Below are 19,789 nucleotides of genomic sequence, written 5' to 3'. Positions count from 1 at the left end.
TCCAGGCGGGCCAGCGGGTGCGCGCAAGCAGCCAGCGCGCGATCCACGTGCAAAACGTGAACGCTTATCACCGACGTTTCAAGGAGTGGTTGGCGCGCTTTCATGGCGTGGCGTCATAGCGCCTGCCGAATTACCTGGGTTGGCTGTGGGCCCTCGATGGTGGGCGAGTTACTTCTGTCGAGCAATTGCTACGCATCGCGATCGGATTCATCCATAGGTAACGGTGACATCGTCTTTCTTTTCGCCACTGGCAGCCGATGGATTGGCGCGGGTCATGTGTGTTGTGCGAACGCGAATGATAATGATTATCGTTTACTTGTAATGACATTCTCGGTAGAATCATTGTTTTACTTGCACTGTTACGCACCACTCATCCGAAAGAGGCCGCCTCGCCATGAAAGCTATCAAAAGCCGCAAGCATCCTTCCACCCGCAGCCAGGTCGCCGGCACGGCACTGGCCGCCGTCCTGCTCCCGCTCGGCGCGCACGCCGCCGACGACGCGACCACCGCGAATACGCCGACAGCCACCGTCGCCCCGCAATCGACCGTCGAAGTCGTCGGCAACTACGAGAACCCTTTCCGCGCCGAATACGCGTCGTCGCCCAAGTACACCGAACGCCTGGTCGATACCGCGCAGACGGTCCAGGTGATCACCAAGGAGCTGTTCGAGCAGCAGGGCGCCCTGACCCTGACCGAAGCGTTGCGCAATACCCCGGGCGTCGGCGCCTTCTTCCTGGGCGAGAACGGCAATACCACGACCGGCGACGCGATCTTCATGCGCGGCTTCGACACCTCCAGCAGTATCTACGTCGACGGCGTGCGCGACATCGGGTCGATCTCGCGCGACGTCTTCAACCTCGAGCAGATCGACGTGCTGAAGGGCCCTGCCGGCACCGACAACGGCCGCAGCGCCCCGACCGGCTCGGTCAACCTGGTGAGCAAGAAGGCGAACCTGACCGACCTGGCCACGACCGCCATCACCGGCGGCAGCGGCGACCAGAAACGCATCACCGCCGACGTCAACCAGGTGCTCGACCACGATCGCGGCATTGCCGTGCGACTGAACGTGCTGGCCCAGGATTCGGGCAGCGCCGGGCGCGACGTGGTCGAGAACAAGCGCTGGGCGGTGGCGCCGAGCATCGGTTTCGGCCTGAACGGTCCGACCCGCGTGCACCTTGACTACCTGCACGTCGACCAGGACAATATCCCCGACGGCGGCGTGTTCGTGATCGGGCTTCCGGGCTACACCAGCCCGGACCCCACCAGGCCATGGATCGCCGACGCGCCCAAGGTCGATCCGAAGAATTTCTACGGCTCGAAAGACGACTACGATGACGTCAAGGCCGACATGGCCACGGTGCGCATCGAGCACGACTTCTCGCCGACCATGAAGCTGCAGAATACGAGCCGCTACGGCAAGACCAGCCAGGACTACCTGCTGACGGCCTTCCTCACCAGCGCGGCCAACCTGGCCACGCCGGTGCAGGGCGATCCGAACACCTGGACCCTGGCGCGCAGCATCCGCACCGGCAAGGACCAGGAAAACAAGATCCTCACCAACGTCACCACGCTGACCTCGCAGTTCAATACCGGCGCCGTGTCGCACACCCTGGTGACGGGCCTGGAAATCACCAGCGAGCGCCAGACCACCTGGGGCTTGACGGGACTGGGCACGCTGCCGGCCGCGGACATCTACCGCCCCGATCCGAACCAGGCGCCGACCACGCCGGTCGATGTGCGCCGCACCGGCGCCTACAACGAGGGCGAGGTGGACACCCAGAGCGTCTACGTGTTCGACACCGTCAAGGTCGGCGAGCGCTGGATCTTCAATGGCGGCGTGCGCCTCGACCATTTCCGCGGCGACTATTCGGTGGTGGCGCTGACCAACAACGTGCTGACCTCGACCCGCTTCAAGGTCGGCGACAACCTGGTCAACGGCAAGCTGTCGGCGCTGTACAAGCCGACCGCCAACAGCAGCGTGTACGCGATGGTGGCCAGCTCCAAGCAGCCGCCGGGCGGCAACTTCACCGTCTCGGGCAACGCCAACAGCGCCCAGAACCCGATCTACGATCCGCAAGAGACGGTCACCACCGAGCTGGGAGGCAAGCTCGACCTGCTGAAATCGAAGCTGTCGCTGTCGGCGGCGCTGTTTCGCACCAAGGTCAAGAACGAGGTCGAGCAGGACCCGACCGACCAGCAGTGGTACCAGACCGGCGAGAAGCAGGTGCAGGGCGTGGAACTGGGCGCCACCGGCGAGATCGCGCCGCACTGGCTCCTGAGCGCCGGCTACCTGTACATGGACACCAGTGTCGAACGCGGCCGCAACGTCACCGCCGCCGGCGAGAACAGCCTGACCTACACGCCGAAGCAATCGTTCACCGCCTGGACCTCGTACGACCTGCCGTGGGGCCTGCGCATCGGCGGCGGCGCGCGGTTTTCCGACAAGCTGGCGCGCGGCACCGACGGCGCGATCGGCACCCCGGCCTATACCGAGTCGTACTGGGTATTCGACGCCATGGTCGGCTACAAGGTCAGCAAGAACGTCGACCTGCGCCTGAACGTATACAACATCGGCGACGAGAAGTATGTCGCGTCCATCAACAAGAGCGGCTACCGCTACACCCCCGGCACGCCACGCTCGGCCAGCCTGACGGCGAACATCCGTTTCTGATCGAGTAACGCACCACGGAGCGGGCCAGCAGTGCGTCACTGCCGGCCCGCTTCTGCTATGTTGAGCCGACCTTCATGGAGGCTGGGCATGGAAAAATTCCTGATCATCTATCGCGGCGCCTCGGAACCGGCCGAGCGCCATGACGAACGCTGGACGGCGTGGTTCGACGCGCTTGGCGGTGCATTGGCCGACCGTGGCGCGCTTACCCAGGACAGCGTCGAGATCCCGAGTCGGTTGATCGGCCCCAAGCTGTCCAGCAGCTCGCTGTCGGGCTATTCGGTGGTTGAGGCGACGGACTTCGATGCCGTCGTGCGCATGGTCCAGGAGTGCCCGGTGTTCGACGAGCGCGGTTCGGTCGAGATCGCGCGCCTGGGTCCAGGCCTGGCCCCGGGCGCGGCCTGAAACCAAGCGGCGCTTGCGCTATACTCGGGGCCCATGCGCATACAGCTTTTCTCCGACCTGCACCTCGAACGCTATCCCGCCTTCCAGCCGCACATCCTGCCGGACACCGACGTCGTCGTGCTGGCCGGCGACATCGGCTCGTACCAGACCGGGTCGCGCCTGGAGACCCAGGATTTCGGGCTCGAGCGGTTTTCGCCCTTGCTGCCGGCACTGGCCGGCAAGCGGGTGCTCTTCATTCCCGGTAACCACGAGTTCGATTCGCTCGACCACGACGCCACCTATGCGCGGCTGCGCGCGACCTGTGCGCGGCTGGGCATCGTCTGGCTCGACCGCGAGATCGTCGTCATCGACCACGTGCGCTTCATCGGCACCACCTTGTGGAGCGACTTCGATGCACTGGCCATGCGCGACGCCGATCTCACCAAGCAAATGCAGCAGCGCAACAAGGCCTTCCGGGCGGCGAACTATTACTTCAGCAAGAACACCACCCTGAAGGATGGGGAACAAGTGCTGGCCGAGGGCATCCGCGCGATGTCGCTCGATTGCCAGGCCTGGCTGCGGGCGGCGCTGGCCACGCCGTTCGAGGGCACGACGGCGGTGGTCACCCATTTCGCTCCGAGCCTCATGAGCGCCGACCCGCGCTACGGCCTCACGCCCGGCACGGCGGGCTTTTGCAATGCGCTCGACGACTTGTTCAAGAGTGCGCAGCTGTGGATGCATGGCCACCTGCACTGCATGAACGATTACATGGTCGAGGGCCGCGACGGCGCCCATTCCTGGTCGTGCCGGGTGGTCGCCAATCCGCTCGGCTACCTGAGCAAGGGCGAGCAGGAAGGCTTCCGTCCCGAGCTGGTGATCGCGCTCTGATCACTGCGCCGGCTCGCCGGCGCCCAGCGAAAAAGTCTCGAGCAGCGTGTCGAAGCCGCTTGCCTCGTCGGGCGCGTGGTCCTGTTCCGCATACTCGGCATACACCCAGTCGCCCCCGGCGCGCGCCACGCCCTCGGGCGGCAGCGGCTCGTGCTGCGGCTTCTTCGCCAGCGCGACGCGCATGAAGTCCACCCACATCGGCAGCGCCAGAGTGGCGCCGAACTCGCTCCCGCCGAGCGAGCGCGGTTCGTCATGGCCCATCCAGGCCACCGCGGCCACCTTGCCGCCATAGCCGGCGAACCAGCCGTCGACCGCGCCGCTGGTGGTGCCGGTCTTGCCGGCCAGGTCATGCCGCTGCAACTGGCGCGACGCCGCCGCCGCGGTGCCGACCCGGGTCACGTCGCGCAGCATGCTGTCGACGATGAAGGCGTTGCGCTCGTCCAGCACCCGCGCGCTGGCCTGGCGCGGCTGCGGCGCGACCTGCTCATGCAGCACCTTGCCGTCGCCATCCTGGATGCGCGCGATCAGCCACGGTTCGACCCGGTAGCCGCCATTGGCCAGCACCGCGTAGGCAGCCGCCATCTGCAGCGGCGTGACGGCGCCGGTGCCCAGGCCGAGCGTCAGGTTGCGCGGCTGGCGCGAGGCGTCGAAGCCGAAGCGGGCCAGGTGCGCGCGGGCATAGTCGACGTCCAGCGCGCGCAGCATGCGCACCGTGGGTACATTGCGCGAGTGCGACAGGGCATGGCGCACCGTGACCGGGCCCTCGAACAGCTTGTCGTCGTTGCGCGGCGACCAGTTGGCGTAGGCCTTCTCGCCGCTGAAGTCGAGCGGTTCGTCGAGGATCTGCGTGCCGGGGAAGAAGCCGCGCTCCAGGCCCGCCGAATACACGAAGGGCTTGATGCTCGACCCCGGCTGGCGCCATGCCTGGGTCACGTGGTTGAACTTGTGCAGCGAATAGTCGAACCCGCCGACCAGGGCGCGGTAGGCGCCCGTTTCGGTGTCGAGCGCCACGAAGGCCGCGGCCACGTCGGGTAGCTGGGCGATCGCCCATGCACCGCCAGCGGGCCGGGAGAGACGGATGACGGCGCCGGGCGCCAGTTTCACGCCCGGCCTGGCCTTGGCCGACAGGGCGCCGGCGGCGAGGGCCAGGCCCGCTCCGGTGATCTCGACCTGGTCGCCATTGGCCAGGGCGGCGCGCACCCGTTTGCCGGACGCCGAGGTGACGACCGCCGCCGCCAGGCCGTCGACTGCTGGACGCTGGTGCAGGGCGGCCGCGATCGCGTCCCCGCGTTCTGCGGCGCCGGCCGGCAGGATAATGCGCGCCTCCGGGCCGCGGTAGCCATGGCGGCGGTCGTAGGCGAGCACGTTGCGGCGTACCGATTCATGGGCGGCGTCCTGCTCGGCGGCGACGATGGTAGTGGTGACCGTGACGCCGCGCTCGTAGGCGGCCTGCCCCAGGCGCGCATGGACGGCCTGGCGCGCGATCTCGGCGACCCAGGCCGCGCGCGGATTCAAGGTCGCGCCATAGCTGCGCACCTGGACAGGCTCGGCCAGCGCGCGGCGGTACTGCGGCTCGCTGATCATCGCCAGCTCGCGCATGCGCCGCAACACGACCTGCTGGCGCTTGCGCGCCGCCTGCGGGTTCGACACCGGATTGCTGCTGGACGGGTTCCGGGGCAGGCCGGCCAGCATCGCGATCTCGGCCAGGGTCAGCTCGGGCAGCGGCTTGCCGAAATAGGTGCGCGCGGCGCTGGCGAAACCGTAGGCGCGCTGGCCCAGGTAGATCTGGTTCAGGTAGACTTCGAGGATCTGGTCCTTGGTGAGCGCCTTCTCGATCTTGTAGGCCAGCGCGACCTCGGTGAGCTTGCGCGGCAAGGTCTTGTCGCGCGACAGGAAGAAGTTGCGCGCCACCTGCATCGTGATGGTCGACGCGCCCTGGCTGCCGAAGTCGCCGATATTGGCCCTGGCGGCGCCCAGCGCCCGGATCCAGTCGACGCCGCCGTGCTCATAGAAGCGCGTATCCTCGATGGCCAGCACGGCCGACTTCATCAGCGCCGGCACCCTGGCGATCGGCATGAACTCGCGCCGTTCGGCGCCGAATTCGCCGATCAGGACCTTGTCGGCGGTATACACGCGCAGCGGGATCTTCGGACGGTAGTCGGTGACGGCCTTGATGTCGGGCACCTCGGGCAGGATGGAGGCGCCGGCCATGCGCGGGCCGGTCGCGAGCAGCAGGACGGAGAGCAAAACGAGAAGAGGGCGGCGTGGTTTCATGACTGGCTTCGTGGATGGTTGGTCGATCGGGGCCGATCTTACTGTCGCGCGGCGGCCCGGTCATGCGAAAAGACCAAGGTGGCGCGTCATGCGCCGGCGCGGTGCGGCTGGCGCTACCGCAAGCGTCAGCGGCGCACGTTCCGGACGCCGCCCGGCACCCCGAACGGCTATTCTTCCGCCCTTTGAAACCCACCGGAGATATGCATGAGCACCAGGTATAGCGCGCTGGTCGTCGGCGCCAGCGGCATCATCGGCAATGCGGTCGTGCGCGAGCTGCATGGCAGGCCGGACTGGCAGGTGCGGGCCTTGCCGCGCACCTTGGTGGACGGCGTCGAGGCCATCAGGGTGGACCTGACCGACGCCCAGGCCACTACCCGCGCGCTGGAAGCGGCGCGCGACACCACCCATGTGTTCTACGCCGCGCTCAAGGGCGGCGCCGACCTGCTCGACGAGGAGCGGATCAATGGCGACATGCTGCGCAACCTGCTCGATGGCCTGAAGGCGGTCGGCGCCCCGCTCGAACGGGTGGTGCACTACCAGGGCGCCAAGGTGTACGGGGTGCACCTCGGTCACGTCCGGGCGCCGTTCTATGAAGACGATCCGCGCCACATGACGCCCAACTTCTATTATGCCCAGGAAGACCTGCTGCGCGAACGCGCCACCGGCGGCGACTTCGGCTGGTCGATCCTGCGGCCCGACGTGGTCGTGGGCGACATCGCCGGCAACCCGATGAATATCGCGATGGTGATCGGCATGTTCGCCGCGCTCAGCAAGGAGGCCGGCGCACCGCTGCGCTTTCCCGGAACACACAAGGTGTATTCGGGCGTGCTGGCGCAGACCACCGATGCCGACTGGATGGCGCGCGCCAGCGTCTGGGCGGCGCTCGAGCCGGCGGCGCGCGGCGAAGCCTTCAACCTGGTCAACGAACCTTTCCGCTGGGAGCGCGTGTGGCGCCAGGTGGCGGCGGCGTTCGCCATGGAAGTCGGGCCGCCCCAGCCGTTTTCGCTGGCCAGGCAGATGCCCCTGAGGGCAGCGGCGTGGGAAGGGCTGGTGCAGCGCCGGGGCCTGCAGGCGCTGCCTTACGAGAAGCAGGTCGGATGGTGGTTTGGCGACTTCGTGTTCAACACCGAGTTCGACATGGTGTCGGACATGGGCAAGATCCGGCGCGCCGGCTTTACCGAGGCGGTGGAACCCGGCGCGACCATCGTGGCGGCCATCGAGCGCCTGCGCGCCGCCAGATGGCTGCCTTGAGCGGGCGAAGGCGGCGCCGGGCCGTGGCGTGCGACTTCATGGAGCAGGGCTGCTTTGCGCGCCTGTCCGTCGGGATGATATTGCCGCCCCGGCGCTTCGTGGGATCACCATTGTCGGCCTTGCTGTCTTGGCTTCGCAGCGTGGTAGTGCACAGTGTCCACCTGGACGGCACGAAAGCCGGGGCGCCCCTGTACGAGCGGCCTGGATTGCGTGAAATGCCACCGTCGCTGCGCTATTTCCGGCATGGCACGTGAAGTGGTCACGCGCGCGTGCCCGCATGCACGCCGAGGATCTCGCTGCAGCGTGTCAACCCGACCGGGCATGGTGGGGACGGACCGCCGTGTCTTCTTGCAGCGGCGCTCGGATCGTTACGGGGACGATTGCTCTGTCATGGAACAAGTCGGCGTCATCAAGGGCTACGTTCTGGGTCGCCGGCGCGGCGCCAGGCCCTTGATCGGCCCATGGTGCGCCGTCACGCACGTCGACGAACCGCAAGCGTTGCTTGACGCGCCCGCGGAACCCGGCGTCCCGGTCGAGGTTCATGCTGGCGTCCTCTCCCTTTCGTGAAACCGCAACCTGCTGATCGCCGCCGATGATTCCTGAAACCGATTCAGAAGAGCTGATCTCGCTCCGGAGGCTCATGCCTCATCCTGAAGGAGGCCACTTCAGGGAAACATATCGAAGTCGACACCGCGTGACCAGGGTGAGCGACGCGGTCGGCCGCTCTGCCTCCACTGCGATCTATGACCTCCTGCGCGGAAAGGAAAGGTCGACTTGGCACCGAAGCCAATCGGACGAAATGTGGCATTTCTCTGATGGTGCACCACTGCACATCCATGTCCCGGAGCCGGATGGCGGCCTTGGCATGGTCAGGCTCGATAGGCCGATGCGCCATGAGGGCGCCACTTTTCAGGCACTGGTCCCTGCTGGACGCTGGTTCGCCGCTGAATGTGAAGACCTCGGGGGCCACGGCTTGGTCGCTGTACCGTCGCCCCCGGCTTTGAATTCGAGACGTCGGGATCGCGGATGAGAGCATCCTCAGAGAACACTGGCCCGAACATGGAAGGCTGATCGCACGCCTGACGCAAAAAAGGACGACAGGCATGGATTTCCCGGCCATCCTAGCGTTCCAAGCGTGCGCCGCGGTGCGCGGACGCGCACGACATCACGCCGCCCACCAGCAACACCAGGGCGGCCGTCTCGAAACCCGTCGGCCAGCGCGCCTCCCATAGAAAGCCGTACAGGGACGCGAAGACGGTCTCGAACACGATCATCTGCCCCATCAGGCTCAAGGGAAGAGCGCGGCTGGCATGGTTCCACAAGGCGTTGCCCACCACCGAGCACAGGACGGCGACGGCCGTCACCAGCGCGCCGAATGTCATCCACGCGGCAACGCCATGGTCTCCCGGCGCCAGCACGAAGGCCGGCACCGCCAGCATCAGCGCCATCAGCCCGGTCACCACGCCCACCAGCAGGTTCCACTCATGCGGCGAGACACTCTCGATGCGCGCCAGCCAGCGGCTGTTATGCAGCGCAAAGATCGTCCACGACACCAGCGCACCGACGGCGCAGGCCAGGCCTGCCAGGGAAGCGGAACCGGCGCCCGACAGCGACTGCCAGCCGATGCACGCCAGGCCCGCGCTGCTCAGTAGCAGCGACGGCAGCAGCCGGCGCAGCGGCACCCCATGACGGTCGCGCGCGCCCACCAGCGTGAGCGCGATCGGCAGCAGCCCGATCACGATCGACACCATGGCCACGCCGCCTTGCTGCACCGCGTTGGCCAGGAACAGGTAATAGACGATGTTGCCGGTCAGGCCGAGGCCGACCAGGGTACGCCAGGCCTGCCAGTCGAGATGGCTGCGCAGCCGCCTCCAGGCCGGGTAGATGAGGAGGGCGGCGACCAGCCCGTAAGCGAGGTAGCGCCCGGCGGCCAGCTGGATCGGCAGGAATGCGGGCGCCAGTGCCGGCGCCAGGAAGACCAGGCCCCATAGCGCGCCGGCGGCGATCCCGGCGCCGACGCCGGCCAGGATGGAAAGACCGGTCGCGCCGGTGGTGGTGTGCATGTGAATCTCCTTCGATGAACGGAGATTGTCGATGCTGGAGCAGCGGTTGTCCTGGCCGGAACTACTGCGGGTTTGACGCGCTCTCCCGACTTGCGCGCCGATAGGCGGCGGGCGTGGCGTCGCAAGCGCGGCGCATGGCGCGCGTCAGGCTGGTCTGGTCCGAGAAACCGCAGGCGAGCGCGATATCGGCCACGCTGCGGCTGGTGCCGGCCAGCAGGCCGCGTGCGCGATCGAGGCGGCAGTCCAGCAGCCAGGCATGCGGCGTTCGGCCAAGCTCTTCGCGAAACACGGCGTGCAGGCGGCTCACGCTCAGGTTGGCGGCGCGCGCCATCGATTCGGTGCTCCAGTCCAGACCGGGCGCGGACTCGATGCGCGCCAGCAGTACGGCCAGGCGCGAGCTGGCGCGCGGCGTATCAAGGCTCAGGGTGTCGAGCAGCAGCGGGGCCCAGCCCTGCACCAGCGCCGGCGCCGGAGCGGCCTCGCGCGCCATGAGGCCCATGAACTCGATCAGCTTGCGCGCGGGTGGGCCCAGCGCGATGAAGGGCCGCTCCAGCAGGCCCTGCCAGGGACCGTGCCCGAAGGCGGTGCGCTCGACGTCGACGATCAGCGAACAGTTGGCGGCCTGGCTCGATTGCGCATGCCAGGCGCCGGGCGCGACCAGCGCGCCGTGCAGGGGATCGAGCCGGCCGCGCCGCTCCTCGATGTCGAGCAGCACGTCTCCATGCACCGGCAGCACCAGCTGGGCGAAGTCGTGGCGGTCGCCCCGGTGCACGCGATCGTAGCTGCGCAAGTGCAGGTCGCAGGAGGGCCGCGCAATCATGGTCTTTACGCCATCGGACTGCACACGTCGGTGCCGGCTGCCAGCGCCTTCAGCTTGGGCTGGTCGAGCAGGGTGACTTCGCGCTTGTCGACTTCGAGCCAGCCCTGCTTCTTGAAGCGCGACAGCAGGCGGCTGATGCTCTCGATGGTCAGGCCAAGGTAGTTGCCGATGTCTTCGCGCGACATGCGCAGCTGGAAACGGTCGGCGGCGTAGCCGCGCGCGGCGTAGCGGGCCGACAGGTTCACCAGGAAGACGGCGAAACGCTGCTCGGCACGCATATTGCCCAGCAACAGCATGACGTTCTGCTCGCGCGTGATTTCCTGGCTCATGATGCGGTGGAAGTGGCGCAGCAGCGTCGGCACCTCGCCGAACAGGTCTTCCAGGCGCGCGAACGGGATCTCGCACACTTCGCTGTCTTCGAGTGCGACGGCGTCGCAGTGGTGCGTGCCGCTGATCGCATCCATGCCGAGCAACTCGCCGGCCATCTGGAAGCCGGTGATCTGGGCCACCCCGGCCGCATTCACCTGGTAGGTCTTGAAGTGGCCGAAGCGCACCGCGTACAGGTTGCGGAAAGGCTCGCCCACGGCGTACAGGCGTTCGTCGCGCTCGAGCCGGCGGCGCCGGCCGATGATCTTGTCCAGGCGGTCGATCTCGGCTTCTTCCAGTCCCATCGGCAGGCATAGCCGGTGCATGCTGCACTGCGCGCAAGACTTCAGTGCATGGAGATTCAGGGACGGCTCGGACTGCCGGGACAGGGACTGGCTCATGGGGATGGTCGCTTTATTCGGTACACCGGGAATTATAGACCCCTTGCACGGCGTGCCTACGGGCAAGGCAGAAACCTGCGCTAAATAAGGAACAAACAAGGAACTTTTGTTGCGATTCGATCGGCATGTGTTCAAAAACGACTCAACAATGATAAAAATGACATCGTCAATCGTGCGCGTCGGTGCTGTGCTTACCATGTGCATTCGACTTCGGGGGAGTTCATATGTTCGGCTTGACCGCACTGGAGCTGGCGCGCATCCAGTTCGCCTTCACGATTTCCTTTCACATCATCTTCCCCGCGATCACTATCGGCATGGCCAGCTATCTGGCCGTGCTCGAGGCGTGCTGGCTCAAGACGAAGCGCCAGGTCTACGTCGACCTCTACCATTTCTGGCTCAGGATCTTCGCGGTCGCCTTCGGCATGGGCGTGGTGTCGGGCATCGTGATGGCCTACCAGATCGGGACCAACTGGAGCTACCTGTCCGAGTTCGCCGGCAGCGTCATGGGCCCGCTGCTCACCTACGAGGTGCTGACCGCCTTCTTCCTGGAGGCCGGCTTCCTGGGCGTGATGCTGTTCGGCTGGAACCGGGTCGGGCCGCAACTGCACTTCCTTGCCACCTGCATGGTCGCCATCGGCACGCTGATCTCCTCGACCTGGATCCTGGGCGCCAACAGCTGGATGCAGACGCCCCAGGGCTACGCCATCGAGGGCGGCCGCATGATCCCGGTCGACTGGCTGGCCATCGTCTTCAACCCCTCCTTTCCGTATCGCCTGATGCACATGGTGGTGGCGGCCTACCTGGCCACGGCCCTCATCGTCGGCGCGTCCGCCGCCTGGCACCTCCTGCACGGTCGCGACAACAAGAACGTGCGCAAGATGCTGTCGATGGCGATGTGGATGATCCTGCTGGTGGCGCCGGTCCAGGCCGTGATCGGCGATTTCCATGGCCTGAACACGCTCAAGCACCAGCCGGCCAAGCTGGCGGCGATGGAGGGCCACTGGCAAAACACGCCGGGCGAGGCGGTGCCATTGATCCTGTTCGGCATTCCCGACATGGAGCGCGAGGAAACCCGCTACGCGGTCGAGATACCCTACCTGGGCAGCATCATCCTGACACATACGCTGCGCGGCCAGTTCCCGGGCCTGAAGGAATTCCCGCGCGCAGACCGTCCCAACTCCCTGATCGTGTTCTGGAGTTTCCGCACCATGGTGGGACTGGGCCTGTTGATGATCGCGCTCGGGGCCTGGAGCCTGTGGCTCAGGCGTGGAGGGCGAATCTACGGCAAGCGGCTGTTCCTGCGCTTTGCCCTGGCGATGGGGCCGGCCGGCCTGGTCGCCATCCTGGCCGGCTGGATCACGACCGAGGTCGGCCGCCAGCCATGGGTGATCTACGGCGTGCTGCGCACGGCCGATGCGGTGTCGCCGCACAGCGCGACCACGATGGGCGTGACCCTGGGGATGTTCGTCGTGGCCTACCTGTTCGTGTTCGGCGCCGGCACCGTCTACCTGCTGCGCCTGATTCACAAGGGGCCGCAGCACTTCGTCCTGAACCGGCCGCCCGAGGGCGGGCCGGGTGAAGGGCGCACGCCGATGCGGCCGCTGTCGGCGGCCGATGTCGACAACGACGGCAGCATCAGGGGCAATATCGACGACAACCCCGACGGCAACCCCGACCAACCGACGCGGAGCTGAGCATGGGCATCGACACATCCGTTATCTGGATCCTGATCATTTTCTTCGCGGTCTTCATGTACGTGCTGCTCGACGGCTTCGACCTGGGCATCGGCATGCTGTTCCCGTTTACGCCGAAAAAGCGCGACCGCGACACCATGATGAATTCCGTCGCGCCGGTCTGGGACGGCAACGAGACCTGGCTGGTGCTGGGAGGGGAGGGACTGCTGGCGGCTTTCCCGGTGGCCTACGCCATCATCCTGTCGGGCCTGTACCTGCCGCTGATCTTCATGCTCATCGGCCTGGTGTTTCGCGGCGTCGCCTTCGAGTTCCGCTTCAAGGCCAAGGAACACGAGCGCCACCTGTGGGACAAGGCTTTCATCGGCGGCTCGGTGGCGGCGGCCTTCTTCCAGGGCGTGACGCTGGGCGGCTTCCTGGACGGCATTACGGTCTCTGGCCGCAGTTTCGCCGGCGGGCCGCTCGACTGGATCGCGCCGTTCCCGCTGCTGGCCGGCCTGGGGGTGATGATCGCCTACACCCTGCTGGGCGCCACCTGGCTGGTGATGAAGACCGAGGGCGAGCTGCAGGCGCGCATGATCCAGGTCGCGCGGCCCTTCGCCTGGCTGCTGCTGGGCGCCATCGTCGCGGTCAGCATCTGGACTCCGCTGCGCTTTGCCGCCGTCGCCGAGCGCTGGTTCACCTTCCCGAACATCGCCTTCCTGGCGCCGGTGCCGATCCTGGTGGTGGTGTGCATGGTGCTGCTGCTGCGCGCACTGGCGCGCAAGCCGTTCCGCCAGCCCTTCGTGCTGGCGCTGGCGCTGATCTTCCTCGGCTACAGCGGCATGGCGATCAGCATCTGGCCGCACGTGGTGCCGCCGGCCATCACGATCTGGGAGGCGGCCTCGCCGCCGCAAAGCCAGGGGTTCGCCCTCGTCGGCACGCTGTTCATCCTGCCCATCATCCTGATGTACACCGGCTGGTCGTACTGGGTATTCCGGGGCAAGGTCAAGCACGACGCGGGGTATCACTGATGGCCACGCGCCGCCGATGGCTGCGCCAGCTGGGCTGGATGGCGCTGCTGTGGCTGGGCGGCGTCGCCACCCTGGCGCTCGTCGCATTTCTTATAAGAATTGTCATGCACGCCGCCGGCATGCGCTAAGCGCAACTGTGCGCACCTCATGTCATTCGAGGTCTACACTAACGATACAAGTTGAACAACTGGAGTACTCCACAGTGTCATCAACCAGCGTGACCGCGCCTGCCAGCGGCGCCTCTGTCGCCCCCGTGGCCACCATCGCCCCTCCCGCCATGCCGCCAGGGGGCGAAGACCAGGCCAGGGCCGACCTGTACGCCTTGCTGTCCCGCCTGCTGCTGGCCGCCCCGGACGCCGCGCTGCTCGACGCGCTCGCGTCCAGCGACCCGATCCTCGCCGAAGGCGGCGACCCGGCGCTCGAGCGGGCCTGGGAGCAGCTCACCGTGGCTTCCGGCGTCATGGACGCGCACGCCGTCGCCGACGAATTCGCCGCGCTGTTCATCAGCATCGGCTCGCCCCCGGTCGACCCCTATGGCTCGCGCTACCTGGCCGGCTACATGAACGACACGCCGCTGGCGCAGCTGCGCGAATCCCTGGCCCGCCTCGGCCTGGCGCGCATGCGCGGCAGGGGCGATTTCGAAGACCATCTCGGCGCGCTGTGCGAAACCATGCGCGTGCTGGTCGCCGGCGCACCCGGCGTCCAGCGCCAGCCGCTGGCGGTGCAGCGCGAATTCTTCGAGGCCCATCTCGGTTCCTGGTGCATGCGCGCGCTGGACGATATCGCCAACGCCGATGGCGCCAATTATTACCGCCTGGTCGCCCGCTTCGCGCAGGCGTTCCTGGCGATCGAGGCGGAAGCATTCGCCGTAGGAGAGGAGAGCGATGAGCAAGCATGATCTTGACGCCGCGCAAGACCGGCCCGACCCGGCGCGGCGCGGCTTCCTGAAGGCCGCCCCGCTGGGGGCGCTGGCCGTTGTCGCCGCCACGCCGGCGACGGCGGCGCCAGCTCCGGCACCGGCCGCGCCCGACCCCAAGGTCAAGCGCGGCTACCACGAGACGGAACATATCCGCCGCTATTACGAGACCGCCGCCTACTGGTAGGCAAGCAGAGGAACCACTATGTCACTGGTCAAATCCACGCGCGACAGCGCGTTGAAACGGCGCCGCTTCCTGGTCGGGGCCGGCGTTGCCGCCGGCGCCGGCGCGCTGGGGCGCCATCTGCCGCTGAACGTGATCGAGCCGGCCCAGGCCGACCCGGTGCCCAATACCCCGGTGCCGACCGAAGTCAAGCGCACCGTGTGCAGCCACTGTTCGGTCGGCTGCTCGGTCGACGCCGTGGTCGCCAACGGCGTCTGGGTGCGGCAAGAGGCAGCCTTCGATTCGCCGATCAATATGGGCGCCCACTGCGCCAAGGGCGCGTCGGTGCGCGAACACGCCTTCGGCGAGCACCGCCTGCGCTACCCGATGAAGCTGGTGAACGGCAAGTACCAGCGCATCTCATGGGACCAGGCCATCGACGAGATCGGCGACAAGCTGCTCCAGCTGCGCAAGGAAGCCGGGCCGGACGCGCTGATGGTGATCGGCAGCTCCAAGCACAATAACGAGCAGGCTTATCTGCTGCGCAAATGGGTCTCGTTCTTCGGCACCAACAACTGCGACCACCAGGCGCGCATCTGTCACTCGACCACGGTCGCGGGCGTGGCCCAGACCTTCGGCTACGGGGCCATGACGAATTCGTTCAACGACCTGCACCACAGCAAGGCGGTGCTGTTCATCGGTTCCAACCCGGCCGAGGCGCACCCGATCTCGATGCTGCACTTCCTGCACGCCAAGGAACTGGGCGCCAAGATGATCGTCATCGATCCCCGCTTCACCCGTACCGCGCGTTTCGCCGACCACTACGTGCGGGTACGTCCCGGCACCGACATCCCGCTGGTATGGGGCATCCTGTGGCATATCTTCAATAACGGCTGGGAAGACAAGAAATTCATCGAAGAGCGCACCTGGGGCATGGAAGACGTGCGCGCCGAGGTCATGAAATGGACGCCTGACAAGGTGTCGGACGTGACCGGCGTGCCCGAGTCCGCCGTGCGCCTGGCGGCCGAGATGCTGGCCACCAACCGGCCTTCGTCGGTGGTCTGGTGCATGGGCATCACCCAGCACCACGTCGGCACCGCCAATGTGCGCGCGCTGTCGATCCTGCAGCTCGCGCTGGGCAATATCGGCATCCCGGGCGGCGGCGCCAATATCTATCGCGGCCACGACAACGTCCAGGGTGCGACCGACGTCGGCCCGAATGGCGATTCCTTGCCCGGCTACTACGGCATCGCCGAAGGGGCCTGGAAGCACTTCGCCAATGTCTGGGGTGTCGACTACGAATGGATCAAGTCGCGCTTCGGTTCCAAGGAACTGATGGAAAAGCCCGGTATCACGGTGTCGCGCTGGTTCGACGCGGTCAACGAAGAGAACCAGTTCGTCGACCAGCCGAGCAATCTGCGCGCCGTGCTGTACTGGGGTCACGCGCCCAACAGCCAGACCCGCCTGCCGGACATGAAGGCGGCGATGCAAAAGCTCGACATGATGGTCGTGATCGACCCCTATCCGAGCATGACGGCGGCGATGCACGGCCGGACCGACGGCGTCTACCTGCTGCCGGCCGCCTCGCAGTTCGAGACCCAGGGCTCGTGCACCGCCTCGAACCGTTCGATCCAGTGGCGCGAACGGGTCATCCAGCCGCTGTTCGAATGCAAGACCGACCACGAGATCATGTACCTGTTCGCGCGCAAGCTGGGCTTCGCCAACGAGCTGTGCAAGAACATCAAGGTCGTGCACAACGAGCCGGTGGTCGAGGATATCCTGCGCGAAATCAACCGTTCGTGCTGGACCATCGGCTACACCGGCTGCTCGCCCGAGCGGCTCAAGCTGCACATGGAGAACAAGCATACCTTCAATCCAACCACGCTGCGCGCCGATTCCGGCCCGTGCAAGGGCGACTACTATGGACTGCCGTGGCCGTGCTGGGGCACGCCTGAAATGAAGCACCCGGGCACGCCGATCCTGTACGACCTGAGCAAGAGCGTGGCCGAAGGCGGACTGCCGTTCCGCGCCAACTGGGGCGTCGAGCACAACGGTTCGAGCCTGCTGGCCGCCGACGGCTCGACCACCAAGCACAGCGAACTGGACGTCGGCTACCCGGAATTCGACCACGTCTTCCTCAAGAAGCTGGGCTGGTGGGCCGAGCTGACCCCGGCCGAACAGGCCATGGCCGAGGGCAAGAACTGGAAGACCGACCTGTCGGGCGGCATCATCCGCGTCGTCATCGCCCACGGCTGCGCGCCATATGGCAATGCGCGGGCGCGCTGCAATGTCTGGAACTTCCCCGATCCGGTGCCGGTCCACCGCGAACCGCTGGCCACGCCGCGGCGCGACCTGGTGGCGAAGTACCCGACCTACGACGACAAGTCCAACCACTGGCGCCTGCCGACGCTGTTCAAATCGGTGCAAGCGGTCGATTACTCGAAAGACTTCCCGCTGATCATGACGTCCGGCCGCCTGGTCGAATACGAGGGCGGCGGCGAGGAAACCCGCTCGAACCCCTGGCTGGCCGAGCTGCAGCAAAACATGTTCGTCGAGATCAACCCGCGCGACGCGGTGCAGATCGGCGCCAAGCTGGGCGAATACGTCTGGCTCGAGACCCCGACCGGCGCGCGCCTGAAGATGATGGCGATGGTCACCGAGCGGGTGCCGGTGGGCCTGGTGTGGGCGCCGTTCCACTTCGGCGGCTGGTGGATGGGAGAAGACCTCGAGAAACATTATCCCGAGCACGGGGCGCCGATCGTGCGCGGCGAGGCCATCAATACTGGCTGGACCTACGGCTACGACGCCGTGACCATGATGCAGGAAACCAAGGTGGCGCTGTGCCGCGTGGTGCGGGCCTGACCTGACGATCCCGACAGGAGAGCAAAATGGCAGCAAGAATGAAGTTCATCTGCGACACGGAGCGCTGCATCGACTGCAACGGCTGCGTGACCGCGTGCAAGAACGAGCACGAACTGGCCTGGGGCATCAACCGGCGCCGCGTGGTGACGATCAACGACGGCATCCCGGGCGAGCGCTCGGTGTCGGTCGCCTGCATGCACTGCACCGACGCACCGTGCCTGGCGGTGTGCCCGACCAACTGCATCTACCACACCGAGGACGGCATCGTCCTGCACAGCAAGGACCAGTGCATCGGCTGCGGCTACTGCTACTACGCCTGCCCGTTCGGTGCGCCGCAGTTCCCCGAGACGGGCCTGTTCAACCACCGCGGCAAGATGGACAAGTGCACCTTCTGCGCCGGCGGCCCGGAACCCGATACCTCCGAAGCCGAGTTCAAGAAATACGGGCGCAACCGCATCGCCGAAGGCAAGCTGCCGGCCTGCGCCGAGCAGTGCGGCACCAAGGCGCTGCTGGGCGGCGACGCGAACATCATCGCCGATATCTACCGCCAGCGCGTCGAGACGCGCGGCTACGGCCCGCAGCTGTGGGGCTGGAAGATCGCCTACGGCAAGCCGAAGCGCGGCGGCGAGATCAAGGCCAAGGGCGACTCGCCACGCGTCAACCAGGACCTGCGCGATTCGCAGAACCATGCAGGGAGGTTCCCGACATGAAGCGCTTCAAGACCTGTGCATGGATCCTGCCGCTGCTGCTGCTGGCCGGCTGCCTCGAGGTGGACCAGCATCCGCCATGGATCGCGGGAGAATATGCCGGCAAGCCGGATGACCGCCATTATCAGCGCCGCTTCCACAACGACCGGCTGGCCTGGTGGGCCACGGTCGAGAACCGCAACGGCAAGCAAAACGAATACAACCGGGCCAACCCCTGAGGAGGCGCGATGCGAGCGAACCTGACATTATTGCGCGCCATGCTGTTCCTGGCGGCGGCGCTGGCCTTCTCGGGCAGCTGGGCCGGCGTCAAGAACGAGCGCGCCACGCCGGCCTATGCCGAAGAGCAGACCATGCTGCAGATCGAGGCCGATTCGGTCGTGCCCGATCCCGGCCTGCTGCAGTCCGAATCGGGCCGCGTGCACATGGACCGCCACTACCTGGGCCAGTACGGCACCAAGGAGGGCAACGTCATCGTCCAGCGCGGCGGCAACAGCTGGCGCCACCTGCGCAACGGGCCGCTGGCCACCATCGCCGGCTTCATCCTGCTGGCGGTGCCGCTGGCGATCTTCGTGTTCTACCGGACCATCGGCCCGGCCAACCAGGTGGCCGAAGCGGGCCGCAAGATGCAGCGCTTCAACCGCTGGGAACGCCAGGTACACTGGGCCACGGCCTTCAGCTTCATCGCGCTCGGCATCACCGGCATCATCATCATGTACGGCAAGAACATCTTCCTGCCCTGGATGGGGCATGGCCTGTTCTCGTGGGTGGCGATCATCTCGAAGTACCTGCACAATTTCGTCGGACCGCTGTTCATCCTGTGCTCGATCCTGATGTTCTTCACTTTCCTCAAGCGTAATTTCTACAATCGCGCCGACTGGCATTGGGTCAAGCAGGGCGGGGGCATCGTCAGCCACAAGCACGTCCCGGCCGGCTTCTTCAATGCCGGCGAAAAGACCTGGTTCTGGGGCGGCGTGGCGCTGCTGGGCCTGATCATGTCGGTGACCGGCCTGGTGCTCGATTTCGCCGTGGGCCAGACCCGCTATGTGATGCAGGTGGCGAACGTCCTGCACGTGGCGGCGGCGGCGATGTATATGGCGGCGGCCATGGGCCACGCCTATATCGGCACCTGGGGCACGCCGGGCGCCTACGAAGCCATGCGCTACGGTACGGTGGACGAGAACTGGGCCAAGGCCCATCATCGGCTGTGGTACGAACAGATGAAGACCGGCGTCCCGCCGGGCCTGGACCAGGACGGCAAAATGGTGCCGGGCCGCGACGTGCCGGGCCAGGGCGGCCGGCCGCAACCCGGTCCCGCGCACTGA

At 66.6% G+C, this 19,789-nt stretch carries 19 protein-coding genes and 1 pseudogene; 15 read left to right on the top strand and 5 right to left on the bottom strand.

What is annotated here, in order from left to right; all coding sequences use genetic code 11:
• The 4 genes and pseudogenes from AC56KW_RS06250 to AC56KW_RS06235 form a co-directional block, all read left to right on the top strand.
• A pseudogene (locus AC56KW_RS06250) lies at positions 1–116 on the top strand (IS1595 family transposase); the annotation flags it as partial.
• A gap of 278 nt (positions 117–394) precedes the next feature.
• Positions 395–2,671, top strand: coding sequence for a catecholate siderophore receptor Fiu (locus AC56KW_RS06245; RefSeq protein ID WP_497169863.1), 2,277 nt, complete (start codon positions 395–397; stop codon positions 2,669–2,671).
• A gap of 87 nt (positions 2,672–2,758) precedes the next feature.
• The gene (locus tag AC56KW_RS06240; protein WP_497169862.1) at positions 2,759–3,073 is read left to right on the top strand and encodes a hypothetical protein; all 315 of its coding nucleotides are present in this window, start codon (positions 2,759–2,761) and stop codon (positions 3,071–3,073) included.
• Between the two features lie 33 nt (positions 3,074–3,106).
• Positions 3,107–3,940 carry a metallophosphoesterase gene (locus AC56KW_RS06235; RefSeq protein WP_497169861.1) on the top strand — a complete coding sequence of 278 codons (834 nt, stop codon included), beginning with the start codon at positions 3,107–3,109 and terminating at the stop codon, positions 3,938–3,940.
• Here the strand turns inward: AC56KW_RS06235 and AC56KW_RS06230 are convergent, their stop codons facing one another.
• Positions 3,941–6,214, bottom strand: coding sequence for a penicillin-binding protein 1A (locus tag AC56KW_RS06230; protein ID WP_497169860.1), 2,274 nt, complete (start codon positions 6,212–6,214; stop codon positions 3,941–3,943).
• 204 nt (positions 6,215–6,418) lie between these two features.
• On the opposite strand from AC56KW_RS06230, the gene AC56KW_RS06225 reads away from it, so the two are divergent.
• Positions 6,419–7,465, top strand: a complete 1,047-nt coding sequence (locus AC56KW_RS06225; protein ID WP_497169859.1) for an SDR family oxidoreductase — start codon at positions 6,419–6,421, stop codon at positions 7,463–7,465.
• A gap of 306 nt (positions 7,466–7,771) precedes the next feature.
• Here the strand turns inward: AC56KW_RS06225 and AC56KW_RS06220 are convergent, their stop codons facing one another.
• Positions 7,772–8,107, bottom strand: coding sequence for a hypothetical protein (locus tag AC56KW_RS06220; RefSeq protein WP_497169875.1), 336 nt, complete (start codon positions 8,105–8,107; stop codon positions 7,772–7,774).
• Between AC56KW_RS06220 and AC56KW_RS06215 the strand changes: the two genes are divergently transcribed.
• Positions 8,058–8,495, top strand: a complete 438-nt coding sequence (locus AC56KW_RS06215) for a cupin domain-containing protein (protein WP_497169858.1) — start codon at positions 8,058–8,060, stop codon at positions 8,493–8,495. The genes AC56KW_RS06220 and AC56KW_RS06215 overlap by 50 nt on opposite strands.
• Positions 8,496–8,586: 91 nt before the next feature.
• Here the strand turns inward: AC56KW_RS06215 and AC56KW_RS06210 are convergent, their stop codons facing one another.
• The 3 genes from AC56KW_RS06210 to fnr form a co-directional block, all read right to left on the bottom strand.
• Positions 8,587–9,528, bottom strand: a complete 942-nt coding sequence (locus AC56KW_RS06210; RefSeq protein ID WP_497169857.1) for a DMT family transporter — start codon at positions 9,526–9,528, stop codon at positions 8,587–8,589.
• Positions 9,529–9,589: 61 nt separating this feature from the next.
• On the bottom strand, positions 9,590–10,348 hold the full coding sequence (locus AC56KW_RS06205; protein WP_497169856.1) for a helix-turn-helix transcriptional regulator: 759 nt from the start codon (positions 10,346–10,348) through the stop codon (positions 9,590–9,592).
• A gap of 5 nt (positions 10,349–10,353) precedes the next feature.
• Positions 10,354–11,115, bottom strand: coding sequence for a fumarate/nitrate reduction transcriptional regulator Fnr (gene fnr / locus AC56KW_RS06200; protein ID WP_497169855.1), 762 nt, complete (start codon positions 11,113–11,115; stop codon positions 10,354–10,356).
• 224 nt (positions 11,116–11,339) lie between these two features.
• Between fnr and AC56KW_RS06195 the strand changes: the two genes are divergently transcribed.
• The 9 genes from AC56KW_RS06195 (at position 11,340) to AC56KW_RS06155 (ending at position 19,789) form a co-directional block, all read left to right on the top strand.
• Entirely contained in the window at positions 11,340–12,809 is a 1,470-nt protein-coding gene (locus AC56KW_RS06195) for a cytochrome ubiquinol oxidase subunit I (protein WP_497169854.1), read from the top strand.
• A 2-nt stretch (positions 12,810–12,811) separates the two neighbouring features.
• Positions 12,812–13,819, top strand: coding sequence for a cytochrome d ubiquinol oxidase subunit II (gene cydB / locus AC56KW_RS06190; RefSeq protein WP_497169853.1), 1,008 nt, complete (start codon positions 12,812–12,814; stop codon positions 13,817–13,819).
• The gene (locus AC56KW_RS06185; RefSeq protein ID WP_497169852.1) at positions 13,819–13,947 is read left to right on the top strand and encodes a DUF2474 domain-containing protein; all 129 of its coding nucleotides are present in this window, start codon (positions 13,819–13,821) and stop codon (positions 13,945–13,947) included. The genes cydB and AC56KW_RS06185 overlap by 1 nt, the downstream gene beginning before the upstream one ends.
• Before the next feature lie 74 nt (positions 13,948–14,021).
• Positions 14,022–14,717, top strand: a complete 696-nt coding sequence (locus AC56KW_RS06180) for a TorD/DmsD family molecular chaperone (RefSeq protein WP_497169851.1) — start codon at positions 14,022–14,024, stop codon at positions 14,715–14,717.
• Entirely contained in the window at positions 14,704–14,922 is a 219-nt protein-coding gene (locus AC56KW_RS06175) for a formate dehydrogenase (protein WP_497169850.1), read from the top strand. The genes AC56KW_RS06180 and AC56KW_RS06175 overlap by 14 nt, the downstream gene beginning before the upstream one ends.
• A gap of 18 nt (positions 14,923–14,940) precedes the next feature.
• Positions 14,941–17,760, top strand: coding sequence for a formate dehydrogenase subunit alpha (locus AC56KW_RS06170; protein ID WP_497169849.1), 2,820 nt, complete (start codon positions 14,941–14,943; stop codon positions 17,758–17,760).
• Positions 17,761–17,786: 26 nt separating this feature from the next.
• The gene (gene fdh3B / locus AC56KW_RS06165; RefSeq protein ID WP_497169848.1) at positions 17,787–18,470 is read left to right on the top strand and encodes a formate dehydrogenase FDH3 subunit beta; all 684 of its coding nucleotides are present in this window, start codon (positions 17,787–17,789) and stop codon (positions 18,468–18,470) included.
• Entirely contained in the window at positions 18,467–18,685 is a 219-nt protein-coding gene (locus AC56KW_RS06160; protein WP_497169847.1) for a hypothetical protein, read from the top strand. The genes fdh3B and AC56KW_RS06160 overlap by 4 nt, the downstream gene beginning before the upstream one ends.
• 9 nt (positions 18,686–18,694) lie before the next feature.
• A complete protein-coding gene (locus AC56KW_RS06155; protein WP_497169846.1) occupies positions 18,695–19,789 on the top strand; it encodes a formate dehydrogenase subunit gamma in 1,095 nt (364 codons plus the stop codon).

The sequence above is a fragment of the Telluria sp. RT2P19 genome (genome assembly GCF_059685725.1).
This window is presented reverse-complemented; position numbering and strand designations above follow the sequence as displayed.